Origin of the sequence: Stappia taiwanensis, assembly GCF_014635285.1 — a bacterium.
Taxonomy (GTDB): Bacteria; Pseudomonadota; Alphaproteobacteria; order Rhizobiales; family Stappiaceae; genus Stappia; species Stappia taiwanensis.
Genome location: NZ_BMCR01000002.1, coordinates 174,747 through 198,695, shown reverse-complemented (window position 1 = coordinate 198,695; position 23,949 = coordinate 174,747). Strand labels below are relative to the sequence as shown.

Below are 23,949 nucleotides of genomic sequence, written 5' to 3'. Positions count from 1 at the left end.
GGCCCCGGGGCGCGAGTGTTCCGACGGCTCAGGCGCTGATGGTCAGGGCGGGGCCGGTGGCGGCATCCGGCTGCGCGGCTGCCAGTCGGTCCTCGACCCCACGGATCTGTTCCGGTGGTACCGGCCGGGACATGAAAAATCCTTGCAGCTTGTCGCAATTGGTGCGCTGCAGGATCGCCACCTGGTGCGCCGTTTCAATGCCTTCCGCGACCACCTTCATGCCAAGCGCCTCGCCCAGGTCGATGATTGTCGACAGGATCGAATGGGCATGGGCGCCGATTTCGAGATCGGCGATGAAGCTGCGGTCGATCTTGAGCGTGTCGAACGGAAACCGGCGCAAGTAACTGAGGCTGGAGTAACCGACGCCGAAATCGTCGAGTGCCACGCGCACGCCCATCTCCTGCACCCGGGTCAGGGTTTCCATGACCTCCGGGCTGCTGGTGGCGAAGACCGTCTCGGTCACCTCGATTTCCAGCCGCGCGGGGTCGAAGCCTGCCTGCTCCAGCGTTTCCCGCAGGTCGTCGATGAAGCGGGGATGGCGGAACTGGGTCGGGGAGACGTTGACGGCAAGGCCGAGATGCGGCCAGGCCCTTGCGTCGGTGCAGGCCTGACGCAGCACATAAAGGCCAAGGTCGTTGATCAGGCCGGTTTCCTCGGCAATCGGCACGAACACGCTGGGGCTGATCGCGCCCATGTCCGGATCGGTCCAGCGCAGCAGCGCCTCGACGGACAGCACGGTGCGCCCGTCGATGGTGGTTTGCGGCTGGTACAGCACATGCAGACTTTCGGTGTCGATGGCGCGGCGTAGCGCGTGGGCGAGGTTCTCGCGGGTGCGTACCTGCTCTTCCATGCTCTGTTCGAAGAAGGCCCAGCGGCCGCGCCCGTCCGCCTTTGCCGCGTAAAGGGCGATGTCGGCCTTGCGCAGGAGCTCACCCATCGACAGGCTGTCCTCCGGCGCGATCGCGGCGCCGGCGCTGAGGCTGATGTAAAGATGGCTTCCGCCGATGTACATCGGCACGGCGAAGCGGCTCTGCATGCGCTTCAGAACCGCCTCCAATGCCTTGCGGCCGGGGCAGCCGGGCAAGAGCAGGGCGAATTCATCGCCGCTGATACGGGCGATGGTGGCATTGTCGGGAACGAGAATGCGAAGCCGCCGCGCCGCCTCGCGAATGACCTCGTCGCCGGCGGCATGGCCCAGGGTGTCGTTGATGTCCTTGAAGTGATCGAGATCGACGTAGATCACGCCAATCGCGCCATTGGCTTTCTGCCATTCGGCCAGTTCCTCGCGAAAGCGGACGGCGAAGAAATCCCGGTTTGCGAGACCGGTCAGGCCGTCATGCATCGCCGCGTGCTGGGCGCTGGCCTCGCTGCGGGCAAGGCGGCGGGTGGTCTGGCGGATGTAGAACAGCACCAGCCCGGTGAGCGTGGCGATGGCGGCGGCGAGCAGCAACAGAACCGGGCCGACACCGGACAGGATCGCCGAACCGGGCGTTGCCGAGCGCCAGACCAGCCGGCCGGCGATCTGTCCCCGGGGATCTTTCAGTATATATGTGCCGGTCTCGTGCGGGACGGAGGGGAGTGAGGAAGCCGCCGAGGAGGCAACCTGAAGCCGGTCGATGCTCGACATGCGGGCCAGGGCTTCCAGGCGGCTTGCGTCCAGCTTCTTGATGCTGACCAGCACGGCGGGCGGGCGGCGGCTGGCGACGAAGCGTTTCACCTCCGGGGCAATGGCCGTCACGGAGACGAGGGCGGGGGCGTCATCGAGTGCGACGAAGCCCATCTCGTGGATCGAGCGGGTGAAGCCGGCGGCGGGGCGTTCCAGAACCTGCATGCCAGAGGAAAGCCGGGTGTAGCCATTGATGTAGCGGGCCCGCGTGCGGGCGATCAGCGGCCAGATCGCCTCAACGAGTTTGCCAGTGTCCGCGGGGCGCTGCCACAGGCCGTTGGCGGCGCTGTAGATCACAGACCGGTCCTCTCCAATCACCAGCGTGCGTTCATGGCCGTGGTTCTGGAACAGCCAGCGGCCGATGTTGATGTCGAGCCAGGCGCTGTCGAGGCTTTCGGGCCGGGAATGAACAAAGGTCTGATCCCAGATAGCGACCCCTTCCTGCTCCTTGGCCATCTTCTGGAGCTGCAGGCGGGTGCTGCCGCGCAAGAGGTCCCGTTCGCTGTGCATGGCAGCGATATCGGCCGATCGCGACGTGTAGATGATCAGTGTCACGGAAAACGCGATGGCGACGAACACCAGTCCCACAACCGGGAACAGGATGGTATTCGCCAGGCGCGTGCCGTCATTTGCAAACTTGGGCGTCATCCAGACCTCACCTGAGTGTCGGCAAGGTTGCATGGTAGTTTTAACAATTAGCGTGGAGGCGTGGTTAACCTCTGTTTAGGGTCCAGACTCATAAATGAGCTCGAAATGGTTTGAGGCGGATTGCTTCTGATCAAGAAGCGGAAGCGCAGGAAATGTGGTTCATTTTCAAGCCTTTCGCGACGTGAGAGCAGGCGCAATCCGGTCAAATCCTGCAGGACATGGAAATGGCTTCACCCTGCGTCGTCAGCGCGTTTGACCGGGCAACAAGCCCGCTGCGCACGCCCTTCCTCGCAATCTCTTGCCATTTCCCATGCCATGTCAGCCTCATCTATGGGTCTGGACCCTAAAAAGGCGGGTGCTTTTCCGGCGGTGCGTGGCGGGAGAAGGCCGGTCGCTTCCCTTGGGGGGAATTCGGTTTGCGCCTCGCAGGGTCTGGCATTCGCGGCCGTGAGCGATTAGTGCAACAACGAGATGAGTTTCAGCCATGTTCTCCCGCGTGGGCAGCAGGTTGCGCCTTTCCCACGAGCTTGGTCAGGTGAGGGGCGCGCCGGGCAGGTCAGCTCAGAGCAGGTCTGGCATTGCCGGGGCGGGAGCACGCAGACAGGAGAATGGTGTGTCGAGCGCCGTCGATGAAATCCTTGCCGGACGGGAACCTGGTGGCCACGAACAGCCGGCGCACCATCGGTATATCGTGACGGTGTTCGGCCTTTACGGCCGGCCCGCTGGCAAGGTCATACCGGTTGCCGCATTGGTGCGGCTTCTTTCCGAGCTCGGCTACGAGCCCGCCAGCGTGCGCTCCTCGATTTCCCGGCTGAAGACGAAAGGGGTGCTAGCAAGCCAGAAGATCGGCGGAGCCAATGGCTACATGCTCTCAAGCGATCTTGAGCCGCACATGGTGGCGGGCGACGAGCGCATCTTCTGTCCGCGCGCGGCGAGTATCGGCGATCCGTGGCTGTTGGCCTCGTTTTCGGTTCCGGAAAGCGAGCGTAGGAAACGCCACAAGATTCGTGCCGGGCTGGCGCGGATGGGCTTCGGCACGGTTGCCCCCGGTCTGTGCATTGCCCCCATCCGCCTGCGCCGGGAAGCGCTCGAATACATGCGGGAGCATGATCTGGCCGACTATGTCGAATTCTTCGTCTCCGAGCCGATCGGCTCCGGCGATTTGCGGGCCAAGGTTGCCCGGTGGTGGAATCTCGACGAACTGGCCAGCGACTACCGGGCTTTCCTCGATGCGTTTGAGCCGGAGGTGGCGCGCTGGACGTCGTTGCCGCCCGATGGCAAGGAGGCCCAGCGCGAGGCCTTCCGCCTTTATGTGCCGATGGTGACCCAATGGCGCCGCCTGCCGTTTCTCGATCCCGGCCTGCCGCCCGAGCTGTTGCCCTCCGACTGGATCGGCATAACCGCCCGCAGGGTTTTCGCCGATCTCAACCGGGTGCTGAAGCCGATGTCGGAACGCTATGTCGATGAGGTCATCGGCGCCTGATCGCGCGGCGCCTCTCCCGTGACGAAGGCAACCAGGCTGCCGATCAGCCGGCGGGAGATCGCTTCGAATCGTTCCGCATCACACCCTTGCAGCATCGGGGCATCGTCCCAGGCACATCGCCGGCCGAACTGAAACGGCAGATCGAGGCAATGGCCGCTGTGCAGGCCCGGCATGGCGCTCTCTTCCGTGAAGATCTCCAGCTGGGAGCGACGGCCCTTTTCGCGCAAGGCCGCGTGGTACTGTGCCGGAAACCGCTGGAACTGGCGCCAGGAGGAGGCGGCGACAAGCTGGCGATAGGGTGAAAGGCCGCTTGCCGCGCCGGCGTAAGCCCCATCAGGGCAAAGCGCGGCAGGCAGATCTTCAGGCGCCCAGGCCGACAGGGCTTCGTTGACCTGCGCTTGGGTCGCGTTTTTGTGGTTCGGCGATGTGAAGAGGAACATGGCGCTCTCATCCGCCGTCGTGCGCAGACTGACCGCCTCGGCATGGCACGCCTTGGCGGCCCATGCCGGGTTGAGCAACCGGTCCGGAACCGCCGCGCTGGCGACGGGCAGGAAGGCGGAAGGGGCGTGCCCGAGGGCAGGGGGCGCGGCTGTGGCGGCGAGCGCCTGAAGTCCCGCGCGCATCACCTCGTCCACGGGCGCATGGGCGATCTCCGCCGCGCCGAGGTATTTTGATGCCTTGCGGGTGACATCCGCCTGCCGTCGCGGCGACCACGGGCGCCGCGTCCCCATGCTCATCAGGCTGACGCGATGGAGCAATCCGTGCGCTTGCGGCAGAACCGAGAGCAGATGGGCGTACCAGCCACCCGCCGATTGTCCGGCCACGGTGACGCGATCCGGATCGCCGCCGAAGCTGTGAACGCGGTCCCGCAGCCAGAGCAACGCCTGTAGCAGATCGGCGGCCGGCAGCGGCAGCGCATGGGCATCGCTTCGCCCCAGGTGGCCGAGCGCGCCCAGGCGATAATTGACCGTGACAACGACAAGGCCTTTGGAAGCCAGAACCTGGCCATCGTACCAGTCCATCGCGCCGCCACCGGTCATCCAGGCACCGCCATGGACAAAGAGCAGGACCGGCAAGCCTTGCGCGTCCGAGGGCGCCCAGACATTGGCAAAGAAGGCGTCTTCGGCTTGCGGGTTGGGGCGTCCGGTCCCCATGGCCGCCGCCAGCCGGCTGGGACGCTGGGGGAAGATGGGGACCTCACTCAGCGTCTCCACCTCCAGTCGCCCCCCCGCTGGTGCGGGGGGCGCGAACCGGGCAGGCGTTTGCGCGTATCTCAGCCCGTACCACGCATCGACTTTCACGCCATCGTGTTGCAGGCGCGCGGAGGGACGTCCGGGACGGTCAGCCATTAGAGCTTCAGGGAAATGTAGTCGGTGCCGGTCTGTCCGTTGCCGTGCAACTCGTAGCCCATCGGTGCGGTGATCGAGGCGTGGCGGGTCCCGGTGTTGATGTCGCGCCACATGCGGCCAAGCAGGCTGTTCTCGGCGAAGGCGGCGGTGCCATGGAGCCAGCACAGGTCATTCACCGCGTCGACGAGCTCATGTCCGGCGTGGCCGATCCCGGCGCGGTGACGGGCGCGCACCGCAAGCGGAATGGGGTCGGTGCCGGATGCGGCGGCGTCGATCTGGGCTGCCGCCCGCTCCAGCAAGAGCCGTGCGCCATCGATCTTGATGCTGGCGGCTCCAAGGTTCTGGACGAATGCGCCGGAGTCGGTCTGCTTGGCGTAGCAGGTGTAGGTGATGCCGCGTTTGTGGGACATCTCCGTCACGTAGTCGAGGGCGGCATAGGCGGCGCCGAGCGACGGAGACTGGATTGTGGTCGACATCGCCAGATGCGGGGTCAGTCGGCGGCCGAAGGTGGCGTGCGGGTCACGCTCCGGCCCGGTGCCCATGAGATCCTCGAAGGTGATCACGCGGTTGTTGGCAACCCACAGATCCTCCGCAACCATGGTGTTGGAGCCGGTGCCGCGCATGCCGAGGGTGAACCAGGTGTCGTTGACCTCGTACTCGCCGCGCCGCATCAGGACAAAGCCGACCTGGGGCTCGCTTTCCGCATCGCGTTTGATGAAGAGAATGCCGAGCGCCCATTCGGAATGGGAGCTGTTGGAGGCGAAGGGCCATTTCCCGTTGATCCGCCATCCATCGCCGTCGGGGACGGCCGTCCCCTGGGGCTGGGCGAAGATCGAGGCGGCTCGGACCGGGCCATCGGCGAAGACCTCGTCCAGCGCCTCGTCGCTGAAACGATTGGCCAGCATGACGGAGCCGTTGGAAATCACCACGCACCAGGCTGCCGCCGGGTCGTAGTAGCCAACCGCCCTTGCCACCTCAAGAAGCATGGAGGCGCCGCCCTCTTCCCCGCCATAGCGCTTCAGGGTCGAGATGCGCCAGGCGCCGGTCGTTTCCAGCGCGTCGACGCTCTCCTGAGGCAGGACCCGATTGCGATCGGCGAGCAGCGCGTTTTCACGCAGCAGCGGGCCGATCCGATGGATGTTCTCGACAATACGGGCGGTGTCCTCAGCCGAGGGGGCGTGCCGCATGGTCACAGGGCTGAGCTGGGAAGCAAGAGCGTGAGACATTGTGTTCCTCCTGTCGCAACGTCTCCGGCGCCAAGCGCCGGGTTTGATGAAAATGGCTGGGGGCGACGGTCCTTCGCCGCGATGCGGTCCTCTCCCCGAGGCCCCCGGTCACAGTGGTTTGGAAATGTCGGTCCAGACCCTAGGGCGCCGGGGCGGTCGCGGCATCGCAGACGATGAGCCCGTCGATGTAGCGCTCCATGAAGTCCTGAATTCTTCGGTGCATCCGAGACGCCTGATAGCGCTCATGGTCCGCCGCCGTGTCGAAGCTGGACAGGATCGCCCAGTCGTATCCTGACGACCGGCGCGCCTCGTTCCTCACGAAAGCGTAGCTACGGACGAAAGGAAGCTCTTCTTTCAGCTCTGAGATGAGCGCCTCGGTCTTGCTGTGAAAATCCGCGTCCAGTCCGGACAGCTGCAGCAGGACGATATGGGTGTACATGAGATCGAACCCGTCTTTGGCGTGGGGCCTCCGTCGGGAGGACGTGCCACGACATCCTCCCAAGATGCAGCGCGCCGGAGGTCGCTCCCCCGGCGCGCTGATGTTTTCCGGAGCGATCAGATCGCCTGGGGGCGGGTGCCGGGAGGGCCGATCAGCGTGATGCCAAAGCGATCGCAGGCATCGGCAAGGCGCTTTTCCGTGGCCTCGTCCATCTTCCATCCCGCCTGCGGTGCGGCGTAGTCGGCGGGGATGGCCACCGCCCGGAAGAACTCGTCAAGGCCTCCGGGGGCGGACATGACCAACCATTTCGCTTCCGAATCCGGGTCGACCTGGAAGACGTGCGGCACGTCCTTGGGCATGAGAATGCAGTCGCCCGGCCCCAGCGTGACGGCGGCATCGGCCGACCAGAAGGAGATCTTCCCTTCCAGAAGGTAGAAGATCTCATCCTCTCCATTGTGTTCATGCAGCGGCGGTTCCGACCCGACCTTCGAGCGAGTCAGGGCGAGCTGAAAACGGCCCTCTGTCATCTGCGTCGTGATGATCGGCTGGATGAGATCGCCAAGGAACCAGAGGTTTTCTCGCTCCGCCTCGCGGATCACGAAGATTCGGTTTTCCGGCTTTGTGGGGTCGGTGGTCATGGCTTCTCCTCTCCTCCGCCGCCAATCGGCGTCCGTTTTTAATATGTCAAAAATATTGCGAACGCAAATTAAATGATATATTAGACTTAAACTATCGAACGTTCGGCTTGCCAGGCTGCTCTTGAGGAGGGGCGGGTTGCAAGGCGTTCCGTAGGCAGATCCAGGAATTCGCTTCTGCGATGCAGCTCGCGAAGATGCGGGTGCGGAGATCATCTTGCCGGGTGAGCTTTTTGGATCTGGCGTTCCAAGTCGTCCTGCGCTCCGTGGAACGGGACACGCAGGAGTGGGTTGTAGGGTTGTAAAAATCTGACGCCCGCAAAAACTTCGGAGTGAATTTTGACTGCTCGCGGGGGCGGCTTGGCGCCGGGAGCATGGGAGTTCGAGGAGGAGGAAATTCATCATGACTGTCGCGTTGGTGTCTGCCATTGGGCAGCAGAGGTTGCGGGAGGCGTTCAGCCATTTCCCGTCCGGGGTCGCGGCCCTGGCGGCGGAGATCGACCGGGAACCACAGGTCCTGGTGGCATCGAGTTTCACGGTCGGGGTTTCGCTGGACCCGCCGCTTGCCGCAGTTTTCGTTCAGAAATCGTCGTCCACGTGGTCCTTGTTGTCCCGGGCCGAGCGCATTGGCGTCTCGATCCTCGGTGCGGATCATGCGGAAACCTGCCGGCAACTGGCGGGGCGCGACAGATCGGAGCGTTTTTCCGGCGTTGAGAGAGTTGCAAGCCCGACAGGGGCGATCCGCATCCTGGGGTCTGCCGCCTATTTCGAATGCAGTGTCCATGATGTGCATGCGACGGGCGATCACGATGCCGTCCTGCTGTTCATTCACGACCTTCACGTGGCAAGAGAAACCGCGCCGCTGGTGTTTCACGGCTCCCGGTTCACGCAACTCGCCATGGAACCGGCGGGGATGACGGCGCAGTAGCGTCACGCGCGCGTGGGAGAAGGCGTGACGCGCGCCGGCGGGCGGCAAAGATCTGCCTGACAGGCATCCCGGAGTATCCGTTTCCGGGGCGGTTGCCTGACCGGCTTTGTCGTCTTTGGCACCAGCGTGCGCTGGGCGGTGCGTCGCCTGTTTTCCCACCATCACGTCAATCGGATTTCCGCGCGCCTGTGTGCCGCGCGTCACCTGCCTTTGGCGGGAGCGCTGTCGCTCGGCTGTCCGGTGCCCCGCCGCCTATCGCTTGCGGGACCGGGGAGCGCTCGTGGTCCTTTGCCTTCAGGTCATGGAGACATGCTATGACAACAGCTACTTCACGCACTCAGACCTCTGTTTCGTCCGCGCCGCCGAGCGGCCGCGAGAAGCGCAAGATCATTGTCGGCGTCGGTGTCGGCAACGCGCTCGAATGGTACGATTGGGCGGCGTATTCGATCTTCGCGCCGTATTTCGCGCGTCAGTTCTTCCGCAGTGACGATCCGCTGACGGATCTGCTGGGAACGCTGGCGATCTTCGCCGCCGGATTTTTCATGCGCCCGCTGGGCGGGGTGTTTTTCGGCTGGTTCGCCGACCGTCGCGGACGCCGTCCCGCGATGACCTTCGCCATGCTCCTGACGGCGGCGGGAAGCCTGCTCATCGGCATCTCGCCCACCTACGGCAGCATTGGTGCCACTGCGGCCGTTTTCCTTCTCCTGGGCCGTCTGCTGCAAGGGTTTGGACACGGCGGTGAGGTCGTCTCTTCCTTCACCTATGTCACCGAGATGGCGCCGGCGAACAGGCGGGGGGCGTGGTCCTCGACCGTGTTTGTCTTCGTGACCATCGGCGTCATGTCCGCCACCGCGCTCGGCGCGGGGCTGACCAGCACCGTCGGGGCGAGCGGGGTCGAGGAGTGGGCCTGGCGTATCCCGTTCGTGATCGGCGGCGTTCTCGGGGTCTATGCGCTTTACCTGCGTCGCCATCTGGATGAGACGCCCATGTTCCGCGCCAAGGCCGAGGCGGCCGAGCGGGCGGCGGCCGTACCGGGGCGCGCCGCGCGTCAAGGAGGCTGGGCCAATGTGTGGAAGTATCGCCGGGCGTGTCTGCGCATCTTCGCGCTTTCCGCCGGCGGTACGGTTCTCTACTACGTGTGGGCGGTGATGGCTCCGACCTTCGCCATCGGGGCCCTCGGCATGGATCCCGGGCCGGTGATGTGGGTCGGCGTGGCCGCCAACATCTTCTTCATTCTCTGCCTTATGGCCTGGGGCCGCATCTCGGACCGCTATGGCCGGAAGCTGAACTGGTATGTCTTCTCGATCGGGTCGATGATCGCCATCATCCCGCTGTCGCTGATCCTGTCGGGCGGCGAGGGTGAGATCTGGCGCCTTGCCGTTTACATGGGCGTCGGCATGCTGCTGATCTCGGCGCCGACCGCAATCATGCCGGCATTTTTCCCCGAGCAGTTCCCAACCCATATCCGCGCCGTGGCAATGGGGCTGCCGTTCTCGGTCGCGGGCGCCGTGACCGGCGGAACCGCGCCCTACCTGCAGGCATGGCTCTATTCCTCAGGGCAGCCCTGGCTGTTTGAAATCTATCTGATCGTGCTCTGTTTCCTGGTTCTGGTCGCCACCGTGGTGTCGCCGGAAACCAACGGCAAGGATCTGAGCGATGACAGCGTGGAGGAGGCCGATCTCTCTGGCGTCAGCCTTGCCGAGCGCCCCGCAGCCTGACGGCGGGCGGGAAACGCAACCGAACTGATGGCTCGGTGTGGGCCGGCCGGTTCTTCGGAGCCGGCCGGTCTTCCTACAGCAGTTGCAGCCCGCGGAAACTGGCGTGGCCCTCGCGTCCGACGATGATGTGGTCGTGCAGGACGATGCCGAGCGGCTTGGCGATCTCGGCGATTTGATTGGTCATCTGGATGTCGGCACGCGAGGGCGTCGGGTCGCCGGATGGATGGTTGTGGACCAGCACGATGGCGCTGGCGGACAGCTCCAGCGCCCGCTTCAGCACCTCGCGCGGATAGACCGGCGTATGGTCGACCGTGCCGCGCTGCTGCACCTCGTCGGCGATCAGCGCGTTCTTCTTGTCCAGGAACAGGATGCGGAATTCCTCGCGATCGGAAAAGGCCATGGCCGTGCGCACATAGTCCAGCACGGCGGACCAGGAGGAGAGCACCCGCTTGCCCTGGACCTTCACCCGCAGGAAACGCTCCGCCGCCGCATGGGCCAGCTTCAGGTCGTGAACCACCCGGTCGCCGACACCGCGCACCTCCTTGAGCCGGGCAGGCGGGGCGGCGAGTACCTCGGCGAAGGAGCCGAAGCGGGCGATCAGCGCCTTGGCGATCGGCTTGGTGTCCGCCCGCTTGATCGGCGCGAACAGCAAGAGCTCCAGCAGTTCGTAATCCTGCAAGGCCTCGTGCCCGCCATCGCGAAACCGCTGGCGCAGCCGGTCGCGATGGCCATGGTAATGCGGCTGACCGGCGGCTTCGGCAAATCCGCTGTCATCCTCGCTCATGGCCGGTCTCCGTGAGGCAGGGCTGGGCGGGGACATCCTTCTCGGAAGGGCCAGCCGGAGGTGATGCCCGCATCTGGATCATCATCCGCAGCGGGTCCTCAGCTTGCCGGGCGATCTACCGGATTGTCCAGCCCTGCCGGCGACAGGGTGAAAATCTGGCAGCCATCGGCGGTGATGCCGATCGAATGCTCGTATTGCGCCGTCAGCGAGCGATCACGGGTGACCGCCGTCCAGCCGTCGGACAGAACCTTCACATGCGGCCGGCCGAGATTCACCATCGGCTCGATGGTGAAGATCATGCCCGGCTTCAGCTCCACGCCCTCGCCCGGGCGCCCGTAATGCAGGATGTTCGGCATGTCGTGAAACAGCCGCCCGACCCCATGGCCGCAGAAATCGCGCACCACCGAGCAGCGCTCCGCTTCCACATAGGTCTGGATCGCCGCGCCGATGTCGCCGGTGGTGTTGCCCGGGCGGGCGGCCTCGATGCCGCGCAGGAGCGACTGGTAGGTCACGTCCATCAGCCGTTCGGCGGCGCGCTTCGGCTTGCCCACGGCATACATGCGGCTGGAATCGCCATGCCAGCCGTCGAGGATGTAGGTGACGTCGATGTTGACGATGTCACCTTCCTTCAGCGGCTTGTCGTTGGGGATGCCATGGCAGACCACATGGTTGATCGAGGTGCAGCAGGACTTGGTATAGCCGCGATAGTTCAGCGTTGCCGGGATCGCGTTGTGCTGGGCGCCGAAGTCGAAGACGAAGGCGTCGATCTGGTTGGTGGTGACGCCGGGGACGACGAAATCCACCAGCGCATCGAGGCACCTGGCCGTCAATTGTCCGGCCCGCTGCATGCCCTCGAAATCCTCCGGTCCGTAAAGCCGGATCTGCCCGGTGTTCTTCAGCGGTGCCGTCGCGGCGTCAATGTAAGTGACCATCGTGATCCCGTGTGCTGTCTGTTGCCTGGCGAGCGCTTGCGTTCCGCAAAAAGGCGTGCCGCCTTCGGTGGAACCGCGTTCCTTCACCCGGTTATCGGGCCTTCACCCGGATTTCGGGCGCGGACCTCGTGTCGCGAGGCCGCTGCGAGCGCGTTGCGGGAGCGCCAGAGTGTCCCTTCTATATAGCCATAAATCGGCGATGCGGGAGGTGCAATCGGGTTGAAGGGCGGTGCGGCCTTATTTCCTTGTCGCGGACGTGGTGCTCCTGCCTCTTGCGCGGGGGGCGTCCTGCGGGTAGGCAGGAGACGCGCGGACGTGGTGGAACCGGTAGACACAAGGGACTTAAAATCCCTCGGCCATGCGCCGTGCGGGTTCGAGTCCCGCCGTCCGCACCAGGTGCCCGCCCAGCCGGGCGGACAGTTTCAACAGCCACGCTGGTGGCAATGGCAATCGGTTCGGGCGACATGCTTCGCTTGGCGGCATGTAGACGACGAGGGACGATCCGGACGTGATTTCATTGCGCCCTGTGCTGAACGTTCTCGGCTTCCTTTATGTGGGGCTGGCGACCGCCATGCTGATTCCGGCGATTGTCGACGTCGCCGCCCGCAATGCGGACTGGCAGGCCTTCGTCATGTCGTCGCTGGTCACCGGACTGGTCGGCCTGTTGCTGTCGGTCGCGGTCGGCGGTGCGCTGGCCGAAGGCCTCAACATGCGGCAGACCTTTGTGTTGACGACCCTGGCGTGGATGTCGCTGCCGGCCTTCGGCGCGCTGCCGTTTCTCTGGCTCGGCGTCGGCTATGCGGACGCGGTGTTCGAGGCGGTGTCCGGCTTCACCACCACCGGTTCCACCGTGCTCTCCGGTCTCGACGGCTTGCCGCCCGGGCTTCTTGTCTGGCGCTCGCTGATGCAGTGGATGGGCGGGGTCGGCATCATCGTCATGGCGATCGTGCTGTTGCCGTTCCTGCGGATCGGCGGCATGCAGCTGTTCCAGACCGAGAACTCGGACCGGAGCGAGAAGATCGTCGCCCGCTCCATCGAGCTGGTGCGGCTGATCGGCGTGTCCTATCTGTTCCTGACCGTGATGTGCGCGCTGGCCTTCTGGGGCACCGGCATGAGCGTCTTCGACGCGGTCAATCATGCCTTCACCACCATCGCCACCGGCGGCTACTCGACCCATGACCTGTCCTTCGGCTATTTCGCCAATCCGGTGACGGCCTGGGTCGCCATCACCTTCATGCTGATCGGCTCGCTGCCGTTCGTGCTGATCATCCAGGCGCTACGCGGTCAGCCGATCGCCCTGTGGCGCGATCCGCAGGTGCGCGCGTTTCTCGGCTTCGTGGCACTGGTTTGCATGGTGGTGACCGTCTATCTGGGGCTGCAGCACCGGGTGCCGTTCGGCGACGCGTTGCGAATGGCCACCTTCAACATGATCTCGGTGGTGACCGGCACAGGCTACGCCTATGGCGACTACACCACCTGGGGGCCGCCGATCATCGTTCTGGCCCTGCTTTTGAAATTCGTCGGTGGCTGTACCGGATCGACCACCGGCGGCATCAAGGTGTTCCGCTTCCTGGTGTTCTTCGGCACCGTCCGGGCGCATCTGCGTCGCATGGTCCGGCCGAACCGGGTGCTGGCAGAGGAATACGGCAAGACCCGGCTGACCAGCGAACTGTCCTTCTCGGTGCTGGCTTTCCTGGTGGTCTACATGGGCACGGTCGGGGTGATCACCCTGATGCTCGCCAGCTTCGATCTGGACCTGGTGACCGCGCTGTCTGCCGCGGCGACCGCCGTCGGCAATGTCGGGCCGGGGCTGGGCCCAATCATCGGTCCGTCGGGGAATTTCGCCTCCCTACCGGACGGCGCCAAATGGATCCTGTCCTTCGCCATGCTGATGGGCCGGTTGGAGCTGTTCACGGTGCTGGTGCTGCTCGACCCGGATTTCTGGTCGCGCTGATCGTCTCCCGGAAACCTCTCCGGGGCGGCGGCGATTGCCGCATCAACCGGCCGGCAAACGCCGTAAGGTGGGCCTTGGCCGGTCGCGATTCGGCGATGTTTCCCACTGGAGGTTCCCGCACGTGCTGTTTCCCGCTCCCCTGATACCCGGGCGGCTGTTGCGCCGCTACAAGCGGTTCCTCGCCGATGTGGTGCTCGACGGGACCGGTGAGGAGGTCACCGCCCATTGCGCGAACCCGGGCGCGATGCTGGGGCTGAAGGACGAGGGCGCGCGGGTTTTTCTGTCGCAATCGGACAATCCCAAGCGCAAGCTGAAATACTCCTGGGAGATCGTCGAGGCGGATGGGGCCTTCGTCGGCATCAATACGGCCCATCCCAACCGGCTGGTGGAGGAGGCGCTCCACGCCGGGTTGATCCCCGAGCTCGCCGGTTTCGCCGGCCTGCGCCGGGAGGTGAAATACGGCCGCAATTCCCGGATCGACATCCTTTTGGAGGATGAGACGGGTGGCGTGACGTATGTGGAAGTGAAGAACGTGCACCTGATGCGCACGCCCGGCCTTGCCGAATTTCCCGATTCGGTGACGGCACGCGGGGCCAAGCATCTGGATGAGATGGCCGATATGGTCGACCAGGGCGCGCGGGCGGCGATGGTCTATCTGGTACAGCGGCCCGATTGCGAGCGGCTATCGCTGGCGCGGGACATCGACCCGGCCTATGGCGCGGCCTTCGATGCGGCGCGGCGGCGCGGGGTGGAAGCCTATGCCATCGGCTGCCGGGTCACGCCGCAGGAGATCGTCGCCGACCGGCTGGTCAGTGTCGCCGCCCTTTGACGAAACGTCTCGGGGCGGCGTTTGTCATGAACGGATGACGTCAGGCGGCGCCGCCCTGGATGACCACGATCGGCGAGTTGTTCGGCACGCGGGAGGCCAAGTCGATCACGTCCTGGTTCAGGAGCCGCACGCATCCGGAAGAGACCGCCTTGCCGATGGTCCATTCCTCCAGCGTGCCATGCACCCGGTAGATCGTGTCCTTGCCACCCTGGAAGATGTAGAGGGCGCGTGCCCCCAACGGGTTTTGCAGGCCCGGCTCCATGCCGTTGCGGTACTTCTCCAGCTCCGGCTGACGCTGGATCATGTCGGCCGGCGGGGTCCAGCGCGGCCAGGCGCGCTTGTAGGCGATCCGCGCCCGTCCGCCCCAGGAGAAGCCGGCGCGGCCGATGCCGACGCCATAGCGCAGGGCCTTGCCGTTTTCCTGAACCAGATAGAGAAACCGGTTGGGGGTATCGACCACCAGCGTGCCCGGCCGCTCGGAGGTGGCGTAGTCGACCACCTGGCGATAGTAGATTGGGTCGACGCGGCGCAGGTTGACGGCCGGCACAGGGAATTTCTCTTCCGGCATCGGCCCGTACATCGACAGGTAGTAGGGGTCCTTGGGGCTGAGGACCGGGCCGGCCGGTTCGGCCGGCAGCAGGCGGCGTTCGGTGTTGGTGCAACCGGCAACCGCAAGGCTGGCGGCGGCGCCGGTGATCAGCGCGCGGCGCGAGAGACGAGGCGTGTCGGCGTCTTCGATATGGATCATCGGATCAAAGGCTCATCAAGGTAAGGGGTAGCGACGCGCAGCCGCTGGGTGTGGCGCGGGCCGGTGATGCTGGCCAGCGGGTGATTGCCCGCCGGTCTCACCGGGGAGGTGGGGTGGCAACCGGGCGGGGCAGCGCCGGGCCCGCCCGGTCGGGCCGGGCTTCGAACACGGGGGACGGAGCCAGGAATGAGATCTGGCCGGCGTCGCTCGCCGGCAGGAACGGTGCACAGAGGCCGCCATTGCAGCGCTGTGTCGTCATGGACCGCGTAAGCATTCCTTCCGGCCGCGCCGCATTGGCCCGGTCGGTGGCGTTTTCGGTGTCGCCCTCTGGGGCGATGATGAGTCCCGGCGCAGCCGCCAGCCCGTCCGTGGACCGGGCAAGCGCATGCGTCGCCCCTGCGTTCAGCAGGGCGGTCAGCACGAGCAGCAGGGTCAGGGCGCGCCAGCGGCGGCGAAGCAAGATCATCATCGCTCAGGTATAGGCGTTGCAAATGTGCCGAAATAGGGGCGCGGTTTCACCTTTGCGCGGCCTGCGGATCACCTTTGCGCCAGCCGGGAAGCTCTGTCGCTACCCTTGCGTGCTGTGCGCGATCGGCGGCTGGAATTGCCAGCCCATGTCCCAGGGGAAGTAGATCCAGGTGTCCTGGGAGACCTCGGTGACGAAGGTGTCGACCAGCGGCCGGCCCATGGGCTTGGCGTAGACGGTCGCGAAATGGGCGTCAGGCAGCATTTCGCGGACCACCCGGGCGGTGCCGCCGGTGTCGACCAGATCGTCGATCACCAGCACGCTGGCGCCCTTGCCGCCATCCAGGTTGATGACCCGGTTGTCGACGGACTTGATGACCTGCAGTTCGCCCTGTTCCTCGTAGTCGTGATAGGAGGCGATGCAGACGGTCTCGATCATGCGGATGCCCAGCTCCCGGGCAACAATGGCGGCCGGCACCAGCCCGCCACGGGTGATGCAGACGATGGCTTCCCACTTGCCCTGACCCGACAGGCGCCATGCGAGGGCGCGGCTGTCGCGGTGGAACTGGTCCCAGGAAACGGGAAAGGCCTTGGGTTGCTGGTTTTCCATGAATTTGTCCTGTTTAGGAGGCGCTGGCGGCGGCGATGGCGGTTTCGACATCGCGCGCGGCCGCGTCGAGAAGGGCGGTATCGCGAGCGCGCACCACGACTTGCGTGGAAAAGCGCCCGTCCTTGGAGCGCGGGTAGGAGCCGATCATCACGCCGGGGTGGGCGGACTGGATTTCCCGCAGGGCGGTGGCGATCCGGCTTTCCGGCAGGTCGGCATCGAGCGCGCGCGACTGAAGGCGCGGACCGGTGGTCAGCGTCGGGCGGATCGCCTCCAGCATGGCCTGCATGATCGCCGGCACGCCGGCCATCACATGCACGTTGCCGATGCGGAACCCCGGCGCCTTGGACACGCTGTTCTCGATCAGCTCGGCGCCGTCGGGAATGCGGGTCATGCGCTTGCGCGCATCGGTCATGCCGCCTGCGGGATAGAAGGCTTCGAGAATGGCGATGGCGCGCGGGTCGAAGTCGATGCCGACGCCGAAGGCGCGGGCAATCGCATCGGCGGTGATGTCGTCATGGGTCGGGCCGATGCCGCCGGAGGTGAAGACATAGGTGTAGCGCGGCCGCAGGGCGTTGACCGCCTCGACGATCCGCTCCTCGATATCGGGAACGATCCGCACCTCGCACAGGTCGATGCCGATCTCGGTCAGGAAATCGGCGAGTGTGCCGATGTTCTTGTCCTTGGTCCGGCCGGACAGGATCTCGTCGCCGATGACGACGAAACCGGCGGTGACGATTTCCTCAGTGGCGCTGGCGGTCATGGGCACGCAGGTCTCCACGGTTGCAATGAGGGCGGATGGTGACCTTCCGACCCGTGATCTCCGGCTTTAGCGGAAGCGGGCGGCCTGCTCAAGATGTCACGGCGCATCGTCATTCCGGCGGGCGCCAGCCGTAGAGCCAGTCGAAGCGGGCGAGAAGCCGTTCCGGCGGCAGGGAGCGCATCACCGCGTCGCGGGCAAGGGCAAGCGGGCCGCCCAGGTGATAGACCCGGTCGTTGGAGCGGGCGAGCCGCAGCACCCGTTCCGCCCGGTCCTGGCGCTCTGACTGATAAGCGTGGAACGCTTTGACGGGATCTTCGGCGCGGGCGAGGTTGCGGGCGATGGCCGCGCCATCCTCGATCGACATGGCCGCGCCCTGGGCGGCGAAGGGCAGCATCGCATGGGCCGCGTCGCCGAGCAGGGCAAAGCGGCCGTTGATCCAGCTCATGCCCGGATCCATGCCGCACAGCGCCCACTTCAGCCAGCTTTCGGGCTGCTCCAGCAAGGTGCGGCAGGCCGCCGGCCAGCCTTCGAAGCGGGCCAGCAGATCGGCGCGGGCGGCCGGGGCCGACCAGGTTTCCTCGTGCCAGTCTTCCTTGACGAGGGCGACGATGTTGAACTGGCGACCGCCGGAGAGCGGGTAATGCACCACATGGGCATCGGCGCCGAGCCACAGGCCGGTGACCTTGCGCCATTCCTCGGGGATGGTGTCGATCGGGATCACCGCCCGGTAGGCGGTGCGGCCGGAAAACACCGCTTGCCGCAGGCCCATGATCCGCCGCCGGGTCACGGACCAGACCCCATCGGCGCCGATCAGCGCGGCGCCGGAGAGATGATCCTTTCCATGGGCGGTCTCGATGTCGAGGGTCACACCGTCCGGGCTTTGCCGGGCGTCACGCAGGTCCGCGCCGAGGCGCAAGGTGATGTCGGGGCAGGCGCGGGCTGCTCGCAGCAGCGTTTCCTGCAGGTTGCCCCGGTGAATGACCAGATAGGGCGCGCCGTAGCGGGCCTCGGCATGGGCTCCGAGCGGAATGCGGGCAAGGTCCTTGCCGCTGCGGGCGGAGAGGATGCGGATCGCTTCGGGCGCGACGGCGTGGCGGCGCAGCTCCTCTTCCAGTCCGAGGCCGCGCAGCACATGCATGGCATTGGGAGAAAGCTGCAGGCCGGAGCCGACCGGGGCGAGGCTCTCCGCCCGTTCCAGCACGGTGACGGCGCGGCCTTCGCGCGCAAGGCAAAGGGCTGCGGTCAGCCCGCCGATGCCGGCACCGGCGATGAACAGCCGATCGTGAGGATCTGCCGTATCGGCGTGTCGGGACGGGCTGGTTTCAGGTGCTGACATCTGGTGACGGTTCCCGGCCGCTGCGCGCAGGAGAAATCCCCCGCGCGGGAGTGTCCGGCGTCGTCAGGCCGCCTTCGGCGTCCAGACGCAATCGGCCGGCTCGGCCGCGCCCGCGTCCAGCTTCGGATTGAAGCGGTAGAGGGTCGAGCAATAGGGGCACACGATCTCGGTCTCATGACCCATGTCGAGAAAGACATGAGGATGATCGAACGGCGGGCGCGCGCCGATGCACTGAAACTCCTTGGCGCCAACCTCGATCATCTCGATGCCGCGATCGTTCTGGAAATGTGGGACGACACCGTCTGCCATCGGACCAACCCGTGTTGCTGATGTTGATTGTCTGATGGCGCGGACCATACGCAGGAAGTCGCGGTTTGAGAAGAGCCAAGCGGCGCTTTTTGCCGTGGGAAATCGGTGCCGCAGGCGCCCGGATGCCCGCAGCGCCGGCAACCGGCCACGGGAAGGGCCCCCGCAGGCGGGGCTTTCCTTGCCGGCGGGTTGGCACTATCGTATGCGACCTGTCATTTTACGTTTACGTCAAGGTCATACACGAAATGCCGTATTTCGACTCCAACGGGTTGCGTCTCGCCTATCTCGACGAGGGGGAGGGCGCGCCGATCCTGCTGATCCATGGCTTCGCCTCCAACAAGGATGTCAATTGGGTCTATCCCGGTTGGGTCGATCTGATGGTCAAGAACGGGCGCCGGGTGATCGCGATCGACAATCGCGGTCATGGCCAGAGCGAGGGCAGTCACGACCCGGACGATTACGGCGCCCCGGCGATGGCCGAGGATGCCCGCCGGTTGCTGGATCATCTCGGCATCGAACGCACCGATGTGATGGGCTATTCGATGGGCGCGCGCATCACCGCCTTCTTGACGCTGAACCACCCGCAGCGGGTGCGCAGCGCCATCTTCGGCGGGCTTGGCTACGGCATGATCACCGGCGTCGGCAATCCGGAGCCTATCGCCCTGGCGCTGGAGGCGGCGCGGCTGTCCGATGTCACCGACCGGACCGGTCGTGCCTTCCGGGCCTTTGCCGAGCAGACCAAATCCGACCGGCTGGCGCTGGCCGCCTGCATGCGCTCCTCGCGGCAGCGCATTTCCGAAGAGGAAGTGGCGCGCATCGTCCAACCGGTGCTGGTTGCGGTCGGAACCCGGGACGATATTGCCGGCTCGCCGCAGAAGCTGGCGGAGCTGATGCCCAATGCCAAGGTGCTGGAGATCCCCAATCGCGACCACATGATTGCGGTCGGCGACAAGGTGTACAAGGCGGGGGTTGTCGACTTTCTGGAGGAGAGAGCATGAGTGCGACAACGGTGGAACTGAGCGGGGCGGATGGCAATCGCCTCGTCGCCGATGTCTATGGACAGAGCGGACGGCCGGCGTTGCTGCTGCATGGCGGCGGGCAGACCCGTCATGCCTGGGATGCGGCCGGTCAGCGCCTCGCGGCCCTTGGCCTGCGGGCCTGGAGCCTCGATCAGCGTGGCCACGGCGACAGCGCCTGGGTCGAGGATGGGCGCTATGAGTTCCGCGACTATGGCCGTGACGTTGTTGCCGTTTCCGATGCGCTGGCCGCCGAGGGCGGGGAGCGCCCGGTCGGCATTGGCGCCTCGCTCGGTGGCATTGCCTCGCTGCTGGCGGAAGGGCACTTGCGGCCCGGCACCCTGTCGGCGCTGGTGCTGGTCGATATCACGCCGAGGGTTGATCCGGGCGGGGTGAACCGTGTCATCTCGTTCATGGCCGAGCGGATGCATGAGGGCTTTGCCAATGTGGAGGAGGCGGCGGACGCGATCGCCGAATACCTGCCGCACCGGGCGCGTCCGTCCAGCCTCGATGGGCTGGCCAAGAACCTGCGCCTGCACGACGACGGTCGCTATCGCTGGCATTGGGATCCGCGTTTCCTGACCCAGCGCGATATCCGCGAGGCGGAACCCAGGCATATCGAGGAGCAGCTGATGGCGGCGGCGCGGGCGCTGGAGATCCCGGTGCTGTTGGTGCGCGGCGCCCGCTCCGAGCTCGTTGCCGACGAGCATGTGGAGGAGTTTCTGTCGCTGGTGCCCCATGCCGAATACGCGGATGTGAAGGGAGCCGGACATATGGTGGCCGGTGACCGCAATGACGCTTTCGCCGGCGCCGTGGAGACATTTCTGTCGAAGCTGAAGGCGGCCTGATCGGCTGCGTCCGCCTGCCGACAAGGGGCGAAGGTGCCCCCCCCCGGCGTCATCCCAGGCAAGCTTTGGCGTGCCCTAGGGTCGGGGAGCCGAAAGACGAACATTTGCAAGCGGTTGGAGCCGGCAGTTGGTGCGTCCTCGGTCCCGGATTGCGGCGCGGCAGTGTTCGGGAGGACGCCCCTTCCTTCTGAGGCTAAGGGGCTTTGTCATCACACTTAGGCAGCCTGACCAGTGGCCCGCTTCAGGCGTTGCATGAGTTGGCCTCGCGCGGCGCTTTAAGTGCGCGCGGAAATGCGAGTCCCGTCAGAGGGTTGCGCTGGCGTGTTGAAGTTCATGTAAAGAATGAGGGTTCCGTTCATCTGTTGGATGAACGGCTTCACGCAAAATCTGAGCGGCGGTCCGGGCGCGGGGCGCCGGGCCGGAAAAGACGCAAGGGTGAGAATCACTTGCCGCGCCGTTTCGATACCGAATCATTTCGCTCCGGTGTCGTCAAGCGTGGATGGCGGCGGCGAGCGCCGCGCCTGTGCCCCCTCAAGCAACCTGATGTTGCACGCTGAGGGTTAACAAATCGCTTTCGCAGGGCGGATCGGTTGCAGTTTCCGCCGGGGCGCGGGCGCTGCACCCCGGCTGTGACCTGCCGCCTCCCGGGCGCCGCTACCGCCCCTGGAAGACCGGATCGCGCTTTTCCATAAAGGCCGTCCGTCCTTCGGCGAAGTCGGCGCTGTCGAAACAGGCGTTGGCGAGGGCTTCGCAGCGGACCAGATCCGCCGGGGCGAGGCTTGCGGTCAGCGCGTCGATGGCGGTCTTGGAGGCCTTGATCGTCAGCGGCGCTCTGGTGGCGATTTCCCGGGCGAGGGCGGTGGTTTCCTCTTCCAGCGCGCCATCGGCGGCGAGCAGGTCGATCAGGCCGAAATCCAGAGCGGTTTCGGCGGCGATGCGGCGGGCGCTGAAGTAGAGCAGCTTGGCCCGGGAGGGGCCGATCAGCCGGGTGACGTCGGCGATGGCGCTCGGTGGGTAGCCCACGCCCAGCCGGGCGGCGGGAATGCCGAAGCGGGCGGTGCTGTCCGCGATCCGCATGTCGCAGGCGGCGGCGAGGCCGAGGCCGCCGCCGAGGCAGAAGCCGCGGATCATGGCGAGGGTCGGCAGCGGGCAGTTGCGAAGAGCGGCGAAGGCGGCGGTGTTGGAGGCCTCATAGGCGCGGGCGGAGGCGGGCTCGCGGTGGGTGGTCTCGAACTCGGAAATATCCGCACCGGCGACGAAGATGCTGTTCCCTGCGCCGCGCAGCACGATGATGCGGGTCTCAGCTTGCGCGCAGAGCTGGTCCACCGCCTTGGGAAGCGCCTTCCACATGGCCAGGCCGACAGCATTGCGACGTGCCGGATTGTCGATGGCGATCCAGCCGATCGGCCCCTCCCTCCACACGGAAATCTTGCCGGGGGCGGTCGCATTGGCGGCGGTGTCGGTCGTGGATGCGGTGGACATGGTTCCTCCAGTCATGTGGCTGCAGTGTCGGCGAAAATACACGCAATGGTGGTTTTGTCAGCCCGAAGCCGGGTTGTCCATCCGTGCCGGTGGCGCCGATGCGCGCGTCTGGCGCGGGAGAAAATCCCGAAGCGGGACGGCGCCAGTGCCTTGATACCATTTTCCGGCGGGGCGAACCTATGGTCATTTGGGGGGCAATCGCTATATCATCCGCTGAACGTTGCTGGCCCGCCGGCGGTCCCTGAGAGGGGGCACGAGGGCGGCTGCGACACATCACAGGTCGGACCGGACATGCCGTGACAGGGCGGGCCGGTCCCAGAATGCGAACGGCCCGCCGCCTGCGAAACGAGAGCGCGGGGACGGCGAACAGGAGGCCAGTATGCCGCAATCCACCCCTTTGACGGACGCGGCGACGTTGCCGCGCCATGACCCTGTTTGGGAGCGCCTGCGCGCCGAAGCCGAAGCGATGGTTCATTGCGAGCCGGCGCTTGCGTCCTTTGCCTATGAAACGGTTCTGAACCACGACCGGCTGGAGGAGGCGGTGGTCCACCGCCTTGCCGACAGGCTCGGCCACGTGGTGGTTTCACCGTCGTTGATCCGCCAGACTTACCTGGAGGCCTTGGCAGATGCGCCGGAGATCGCCGACACCTTCCGGGTCGATCTGGTTGCCGTGTATGATCGTGATCCGGCCTGCACGCGGTTTCTGGAGCCGTTGCTCTATTTCAAGGGCTTCCACGCGCTGCAGACACATCGGCTGGCCCATTGGCTGTGGCAGCGCGGGCGCAAGGATTTCGCCCTCTACCTGCAAAGCCGTTCCTCGGAGATCTTCCAGGTCGACATTCATCCGGCGGTGCCGGTCGGGCGCGGGGTGTTCATGGACCATGCGACGGGCATCGTCATCGGCGCCACGGCGCAGCTGGAAGACAATGTCTCCATCCTGCAGAACGTGACCCTGGGCGGCACCGGCAAGGAGGGGGGCGATCGCCATCCGAAGATCCGCGCGGGCGTTCTGATCGGTGCGGGTGCCAAGGTGCTGGGCAATCTGGAGATCGGTCATTGCTCCAAGGTGGCGTCCGGCTCGGTCGTGTTGAGCGACGTGCCGCCGAACTCCACCGTGGCCGGGGTGCCGGCACGGGTGGTGGGGCAGGCGGGCTGCGACGAGCCGTCACGGACCATGAACCAGTTGATCGCCGAGAACGGCGAGAGCAAGGAAAGCTGACCCGGCGCGGGAGGCTTTTGCCGCCGCGCCGTTGGTGTGGGGATAGGCAAGGCATTTGCCTTGGCAGCGCCTTTTGAATGTGTAGGGTGCGGTCACGCGCCGGGCCCTTATCCGCGAGCGCGGGCAAGGCGGCGATCCCCGTTCGGATCGCCGCTTGTCTTTGATGGCCATCAGTTGGCCGCGATCGGGACGCAAGGGTGCTTGCCCGCCCGATCTCCGGGTCCGGATCTTTTCGCGCCGTCGCCAGGCTGCGGCGGCCAGGATGCAACAGGAGGCGCATGTGAAGCCCGACGAAATCCGCAAGCTCGAAGCTTACCTGCAGAAGAAGTTCGAACTGTCGACGCTGACTGTCCGGGCGCGTCCGAAGAAGGACGATTCCGCCGAGGTCTATATCGGCGATGAGTTTATCGGTGTGATCTACCGGGATGACGAGGATGAGGACCTGAGCTGGAATTTCCAGATGGCCATTCTCGAATTCGATCTCGAAGAGGCCTGATCGGGTCTTTTCCTGCGACCAGCGCGGGTTTCGCCTTTCTCGACGAGGCGGCCCGCCGTCGCCGGCGAC

The 23,949-nt window shown here is 65.6% G+C and carries 23 protein-coding genes and 1 tRNA gene; 10 read left to right on the top strand and 14 right to left on the bottom strand.

Features of this window, described 5'->3' with window-relative positions; genetic code table 11:
• Positions 1-28: 28 nt before the first annotated feature.
• On the bottom strand, positions 29-2,314 hold the full coding sequence (locus IEV83_RS04800; RefSeq protein WP_181758739.1) for a putative bifunctional diguanylate cyclase/phosphodiesterase: 2,286 nt from the start codon (positions 2,312-2,314) through the stop codon (positions 29-31).
• Between the two features lie 613 nt (positions 2,315-2,927).
• On the opposite strand from IEV83_RS04800, the gene IEV83_RS04795 reads away from it, so the two are divergent.
• Positions 2,928-3,797, top strand: a complete 870-nt coding sequence (locus IEV83_RS04795) for a PaaX family transcriptional regulator (protein ID WP_209002976.1) — start codon at positions 2,928-2,930, stop codon at positions 3,795-3,797.
• Here the strand turns inward: IEV83_RS04795 and IEV83_RS04790 are convergent.
• From IEV83_RS04790 to IEV83_RS04775, 4 genes are all read right to left on the bottom strand, one after another.
• Entirely contained in the window at positions 3,770-5,146 is a 1,377-nt protein-coding gene (locus IEV83_RS04790; protein ID WP_181758741.1) for a carboxylesterase family protein, read from the bottom strand. The two genes, IEV83_RS04795 and IEV83_RS04790, sit on opposite strands and share 28 nt — an antisense overlap.
• A complete protein-coding gene (locus IEV83_RS04785; RefSeq protein WP_181758742.1) occupies positions 5,146-6,372 on the bottom strand; it encodes an acyl-CoA dehydrogenase family protein in 1,227 nt (408 codons plus the stop codon). The genes IEV83_RS04790 and IEV83_RS04785 overlap by 1 nt, the downstream gene beginning before the upstream one ends.
• A 139-nt stretch (positions 6,373-6,511) precedes the next feature.
• Positions 6,512-6,811 (bottom strand): Dabb family protein, encoded by a 300-nt coding sequence (locus IEV83_RS04780; protein ID WP_181758743.1) that lies wholly within the window; start codon positions 6,809-6,811, stop codon positions 6,512-6,514.
• 116 nt (positions 6,812-6,927) lie between these two features.
• Positions 6,928-7,449 (bottom strand): cupin domain-containing protein, encoded by a 522-nt coding sequence (locus IEV83_RS04775; RefSeq protein WP_181758744.1) that lies wholly within the window; start codon positions 7,447-7,449, stop codon positions 6,928-6,930.
• Between the two features lie 400 nt (positions 7,450-7,849).
• On the opposite strand from IEV83_RS04775, the gene IEV83_RS04770 reads away from it, so the two are divergent.
• Positions 7,850-8,374 (top strand): flavin reductase family protein, encoded by a 525-nt coding sequence (locus tag IEV83_RS04770; protein WP_181758745.1) that lies wholly within the window; start codon positions 7,850-7,852, stop codon positions 8,372-8,374.
• A 314-nt stretch (positions 8,375-8,688) separates the two neighbouring features.
• On the top strand, positions 8,689-10,092 hold the full coding sequence (locus IEV83_RS04765) for an MFS transporter (RefSeq protein ID WP_181758746.1): 1,404 nt from the start codon (positions 8,689-8,691) through the stop codon (positions 10,090-10,092).
• Positions 10,093-10,165: 73 nt separating this feature from the next.
• Here IEV83_RS04765 and radC read toward each other — a convergent pair whose 3' ends face one another.
• Positions 10,166-10,912 (bottom strand): RadC family protein, encoded by a 747-nt coding sequence (radC, locus tag IEV83_RS04760; RefSeq protein WP_209002975.1) that lies wholly within the window; start codon positions 10,910-10,912, stop codon positions 10,166-10,168.
• Positions 10,913-10,974: 62 nt separating this feature from the next.
• Positions 10,975-11,808, bottom strand: coding sequence for a type I methionyl aminopeptidase (gene map / locus IEV83_RS04755; protein ID WP_181758748.1), 834 nt, complete (start codon positions 11,806-11,808; stop codon positions 10,975-10,977).
• Positions 11,809-12,117: 309 nt separating this feature from the next.
• Here map and IEV83_RS04750 point away from each other — a divergent pair.
• From IEV83_RS04750 to sfsA, 3 genes are all read left to right on the top strand, one after another.
• Positions 12,118-12,203, top strand: a tRNA-Leu gene (locus tag IEV83_RS04750).
• 113 nt (positions 12,204-12,316) lie between these two features.
• Positions 12,317-13,762 carry a TrkH family potassium uptake protein gene (locus IEV83_RS04745; RefSeq protein ID WP_244628070.1) on the top strand — a complete coding sequence of 482 codons (1,446 nt, stop codon included), beginning with the start codon at positions 12,317-12,319 and terminating at the stop codon, positions 13,760-13,762.
• Between the two features lie 121 nt (positions 13,763-13,883).
• Positions 13,884-14,591 (top strand): DNA/RNA nuclease SfsA, encoded by a 708-nt coding sequence (gene sfsA, locus IEV83_RS04740; RefSeq protein ID WP_181758749.1) that lies wholly within the window; start codon positions 13,884-13,886, stop codon positions 14,589-14,591.
• A gap of 40 nt (positions 14,592-14,631) precedes the next feature.
• Here sfsA and IEV83_RS04735 read toward each other — a convergent pair whose 3' ends face one another.
• The 6 genes from IEV83_RS04735 to IEV83_RS04710 all read right to left on the bottom strand — a co-directional run bounded on the left by IEV83_RS04735 (position 14,632) and on the right by IEV83_RS04710 (position 18,819).
• The gene (locus IEV83_RS04735; protein ID WP_181758750.1) at positions 14,632-15,339 is read right to left on the bottom strand and encodes a L,D-transpeptidase; all 708 of its coding nucleotides are present in this window, start codon (positions 15,337-15,339) and stop codon (positions 14,632-14,634) included.
• A gap of 97 nt (positions 15,340-15,436) precedes the next feature.
• Positions 15,437-15,805 carry a hypothetical protein gene (locus IEV83_RS04730; RefSeq protein ID WP_181758751.1) on the bottom strand — a complete coding sequence of 123 codons (369 nt, stop codon included), beginning with the start codon at positions 15,803-15,805 and terminating at the stop codon, positions 15,437-15,439.
• 102 nt (positions 15,806-15,907) lie between these two features.
• A complete protein-coding gene (gene gpt, locus IEV83_RS04725) occupies positions 15,908-16,414 on the bottom strand; it encodes a xanthine phosphoribosyltransferase (RefSeq protein WP_181758752.1) in 507 nt (168 codons plus the stop codon).
• Between the two features lie 13 nt (positions 16,415-16,427).
• Positions 16,428-17,174: a competence/damage-inducible protein A gene (locus tag IEV83_RS04720; RefSeq protein ID WP_181758753.1), complete on the bottom strand. Its 747-nt coding sequence runs from the start codon at positions 17,172-17,174 to the stop codon at positions 16,428-16,430.
• 109 nt (positions 17,175-17,283) lie between these two features.
• On the bottom strand, positions 17,284-18,510 hold the full coding sequence (locus tag IEV83_RS04715) for an FAD-dependent monooxygenase (RefSeq protein ID WP_181758754.1): 1,227 nt from the start codon (positions 18,508-18,510) through the stop codon (positions 17,284-17,286).
• A 63-nt stretch (positions 18,511-18,573) separates the two neighbouring features.
• Positions 18,574-18,819, bottom strand: coding sequence for a zinc-finger domain-containing protein (locus IEV83_RS04710; protein WP_181758755.1), 246 nt, complete (start codon positions 18,817-18,819; stop codon positions 18,574-18,576).
• Positions 18,820-19,064: 245 nt separating this feature from the next.
• On the opposite strand from IEV83_RS04710, the gene IEV83_RS04705 reads away from it, so the two are divergent.
• Positions 19,065-19,817, top strand: a complete 753-nt coding sequence (locus tag IEV83_RS04705) for an alpha/beta fold hydrolase (protein WP_181758756.1) — start codon at positions 19,065-19,067, stop codon at positions 19,815-19,817.
• Positions 19,814-20,683 (top strand): alpha/beta fold hydrolase, encoded by an 870-nt coding sequence (locus IEV83_RS04700; RefSeq protein WP_181758757.1) that lies wholly within the window; start codon positions 19,814-19,816, stop codon positions 20,681-20,683. Before IEV83_RS04705 ends, IEV83_RS04700 begins: the two co-directional genes overlap by 4 nt.
• 654 nt (positions 20,684-21,337) lie before the next feature.
• On the opposite strand, the gene IEV83_RS04695 is transcribed toward IEV83_RS04700, so the two are convergent.
• A complete protein-coding gene (locus IEV83_RS04695; protein WP_181758758.1) occupies positions 21,338-22,165 on the bottom strand; it encodes an enoyl-CoA hydratase in 828 nt (275 codons plus the stop codon).
• A 379-nt stretch (positions 22,166-22,544) separates the two neighbouring features.
• On the opposite strand from IEV83_RS04695, the gene cysE reads away from it, so the two are divergent.
• Positions 22,545-23,384: a serine O-acetyltransferase gene (gene cysE / locus IEV83_RS04690; RefSeq protein ID WP_181758759.1), complete on the top strand. Its 840-nt coding sequence runs from the start codon at positions 22,545-22,547 to the stop codon at positions 23,382-23,384.
• A gap of 280 nt (positions 23,385-23,664) precedes the next feature.
• Positions 23,665-23,880 carry a DUF3126 family protein gene (locus tag IEV83_RS04685; RefSeq protein WP_181758760.1) on the top strand — a complete coding sequence of 72 codons (216 nt, stop codon included), beginning with the start codon at positions 23,665-23,667 and terminating at the stop codon, positions 23,878-23,880.
• Positions 23,881-23,949 lie beyond the last annotated feature (69 nt).

Coding starts and splice junctions, on each gene's coding strand:
- IEV83_RS04780 (WP_181758743.1), bottom strand. CDS start 6,811: ATGTACACCCATATCGTCCTGCTGCAGCTGTCCGGACTGGACGCGGAT.
- IEV83_RS04785 (WP_181758742.1), bottom strand. CDS start 6,372: ATGTCTCACGCTCTTGCTTCCCAGCTCAGCCCTGTGACCATGCGGCAC.
- IEV83_RS04790 (WP_181758741.1), bottom strand. CDS start 5,146: ATGGCTGACCGTCCCGGACGTCCCTCCGCGCGCCTGCAACACGATGGC.
- IEV83_RS04695 (WP_181758758.1), bottom strand. CDS start 22,165: ATGTCCACCGCATCCACGACCGACACCGCCGCCAATGCGACCGCCCCC.
- cysE (WP_181758759.1), top strand. CDS start 22,545: ATGCCGCAATCCACCCCTTTGACGGACGCGGCGACGTTGCCGCGCCAT.
- IEV83_RS04730 (WP_181758751.1), bottom strand. CDS start 15,805: ATGATCTTGCTTCGCCGCCGCTGGCGCGCCCTGACCCTGCTGCTCGTG.
- IEV83_RS04800 (WP_181758739.1), bottom strand. CDS start 2,314: ATGACGCCCAAGTTTGCAAATGACGGCACGCGCCTGGCGAATACCATC.
- IEV83_RS04735 (WP_181758750.1), bottom strand. CDS start 15,339: ATGATCCATATCGAAGACGCCGACACGCCTCGTCTCTCGCGCCGCGCG.
- IEV83_RS04700 (WP_181758757.1), top strand. CDS start 19,814: ATGAGTGCGACAACGGTGGAACTGAGCGGGGCGGATGGCAATCGCCTC.
- map (WP_181758748.1), bottom strand. CDS start 11,808: ATGGTCACTTACATTGACGCCGCGACGGCACCGCTGAAGAACACCGGG.
- IEV83_RS04770 (WP_181758745.1), top strand. CDS start 7,850: ATGACTGTCGCGTTGGTGTCTGCCATTGGGCAGCAGAGGTTGCGGGAG.
- radC (WP_209002975.1), bottom strand. CDS start 10,912: ATGTCCCCGCCCAGCCCTGCCTCACGGAGACCGGCCATGAGCGAGGAT.
- gpt (WP_181758752.1), bottom strand. CDS start 16,414: ATGGAAAACCAGCAACCCAAGGCCTTTCCCGTTTCCTGGGACCAGTTC.
- IEV83_RS04765 (WP_181758746.1), top strand. CDS start 8,689: ATGACAACAGCTACTTCACGCACTCAGACCTCTGTTTCGTCCGCGCCG.
- IEV83_RS04720 (WP_181758753.1), bottom strand. CDS start 17,174: ATGACCGCCAGCGCCACTGAGGAAATCGTCACCGCCGGTTTCGTCGTC.
- IEV83_RS04705 (WP_181758756.1), top strand. CDS start 19,065: ATGCCGTATTTCGACTCCAACGGGTTGCGTCTCGCCTATCTCGACGAG.
- IEV83_RS04710 (WP_181758755.1), bottom strand. CDS start 18,819: ATGGCAGACGGTGTCGTCCCACATTTCCAGAACGATCGCGGCATCGAG.
- IEV83_RS04715 (WP_181758754.1), bottom strand. CDS start 18,510: ATGTCAGCACCTGAAACCAGCCCGTCCCGACACGCCGATACGGCAGAT.
- IEV83_RS04775 (WP_181758744.1), bottom strand. CDS start 7,449: ATGACCACCGACCCCACAAAGCCGGAAAACCGAATCTTCGTGATCCGC.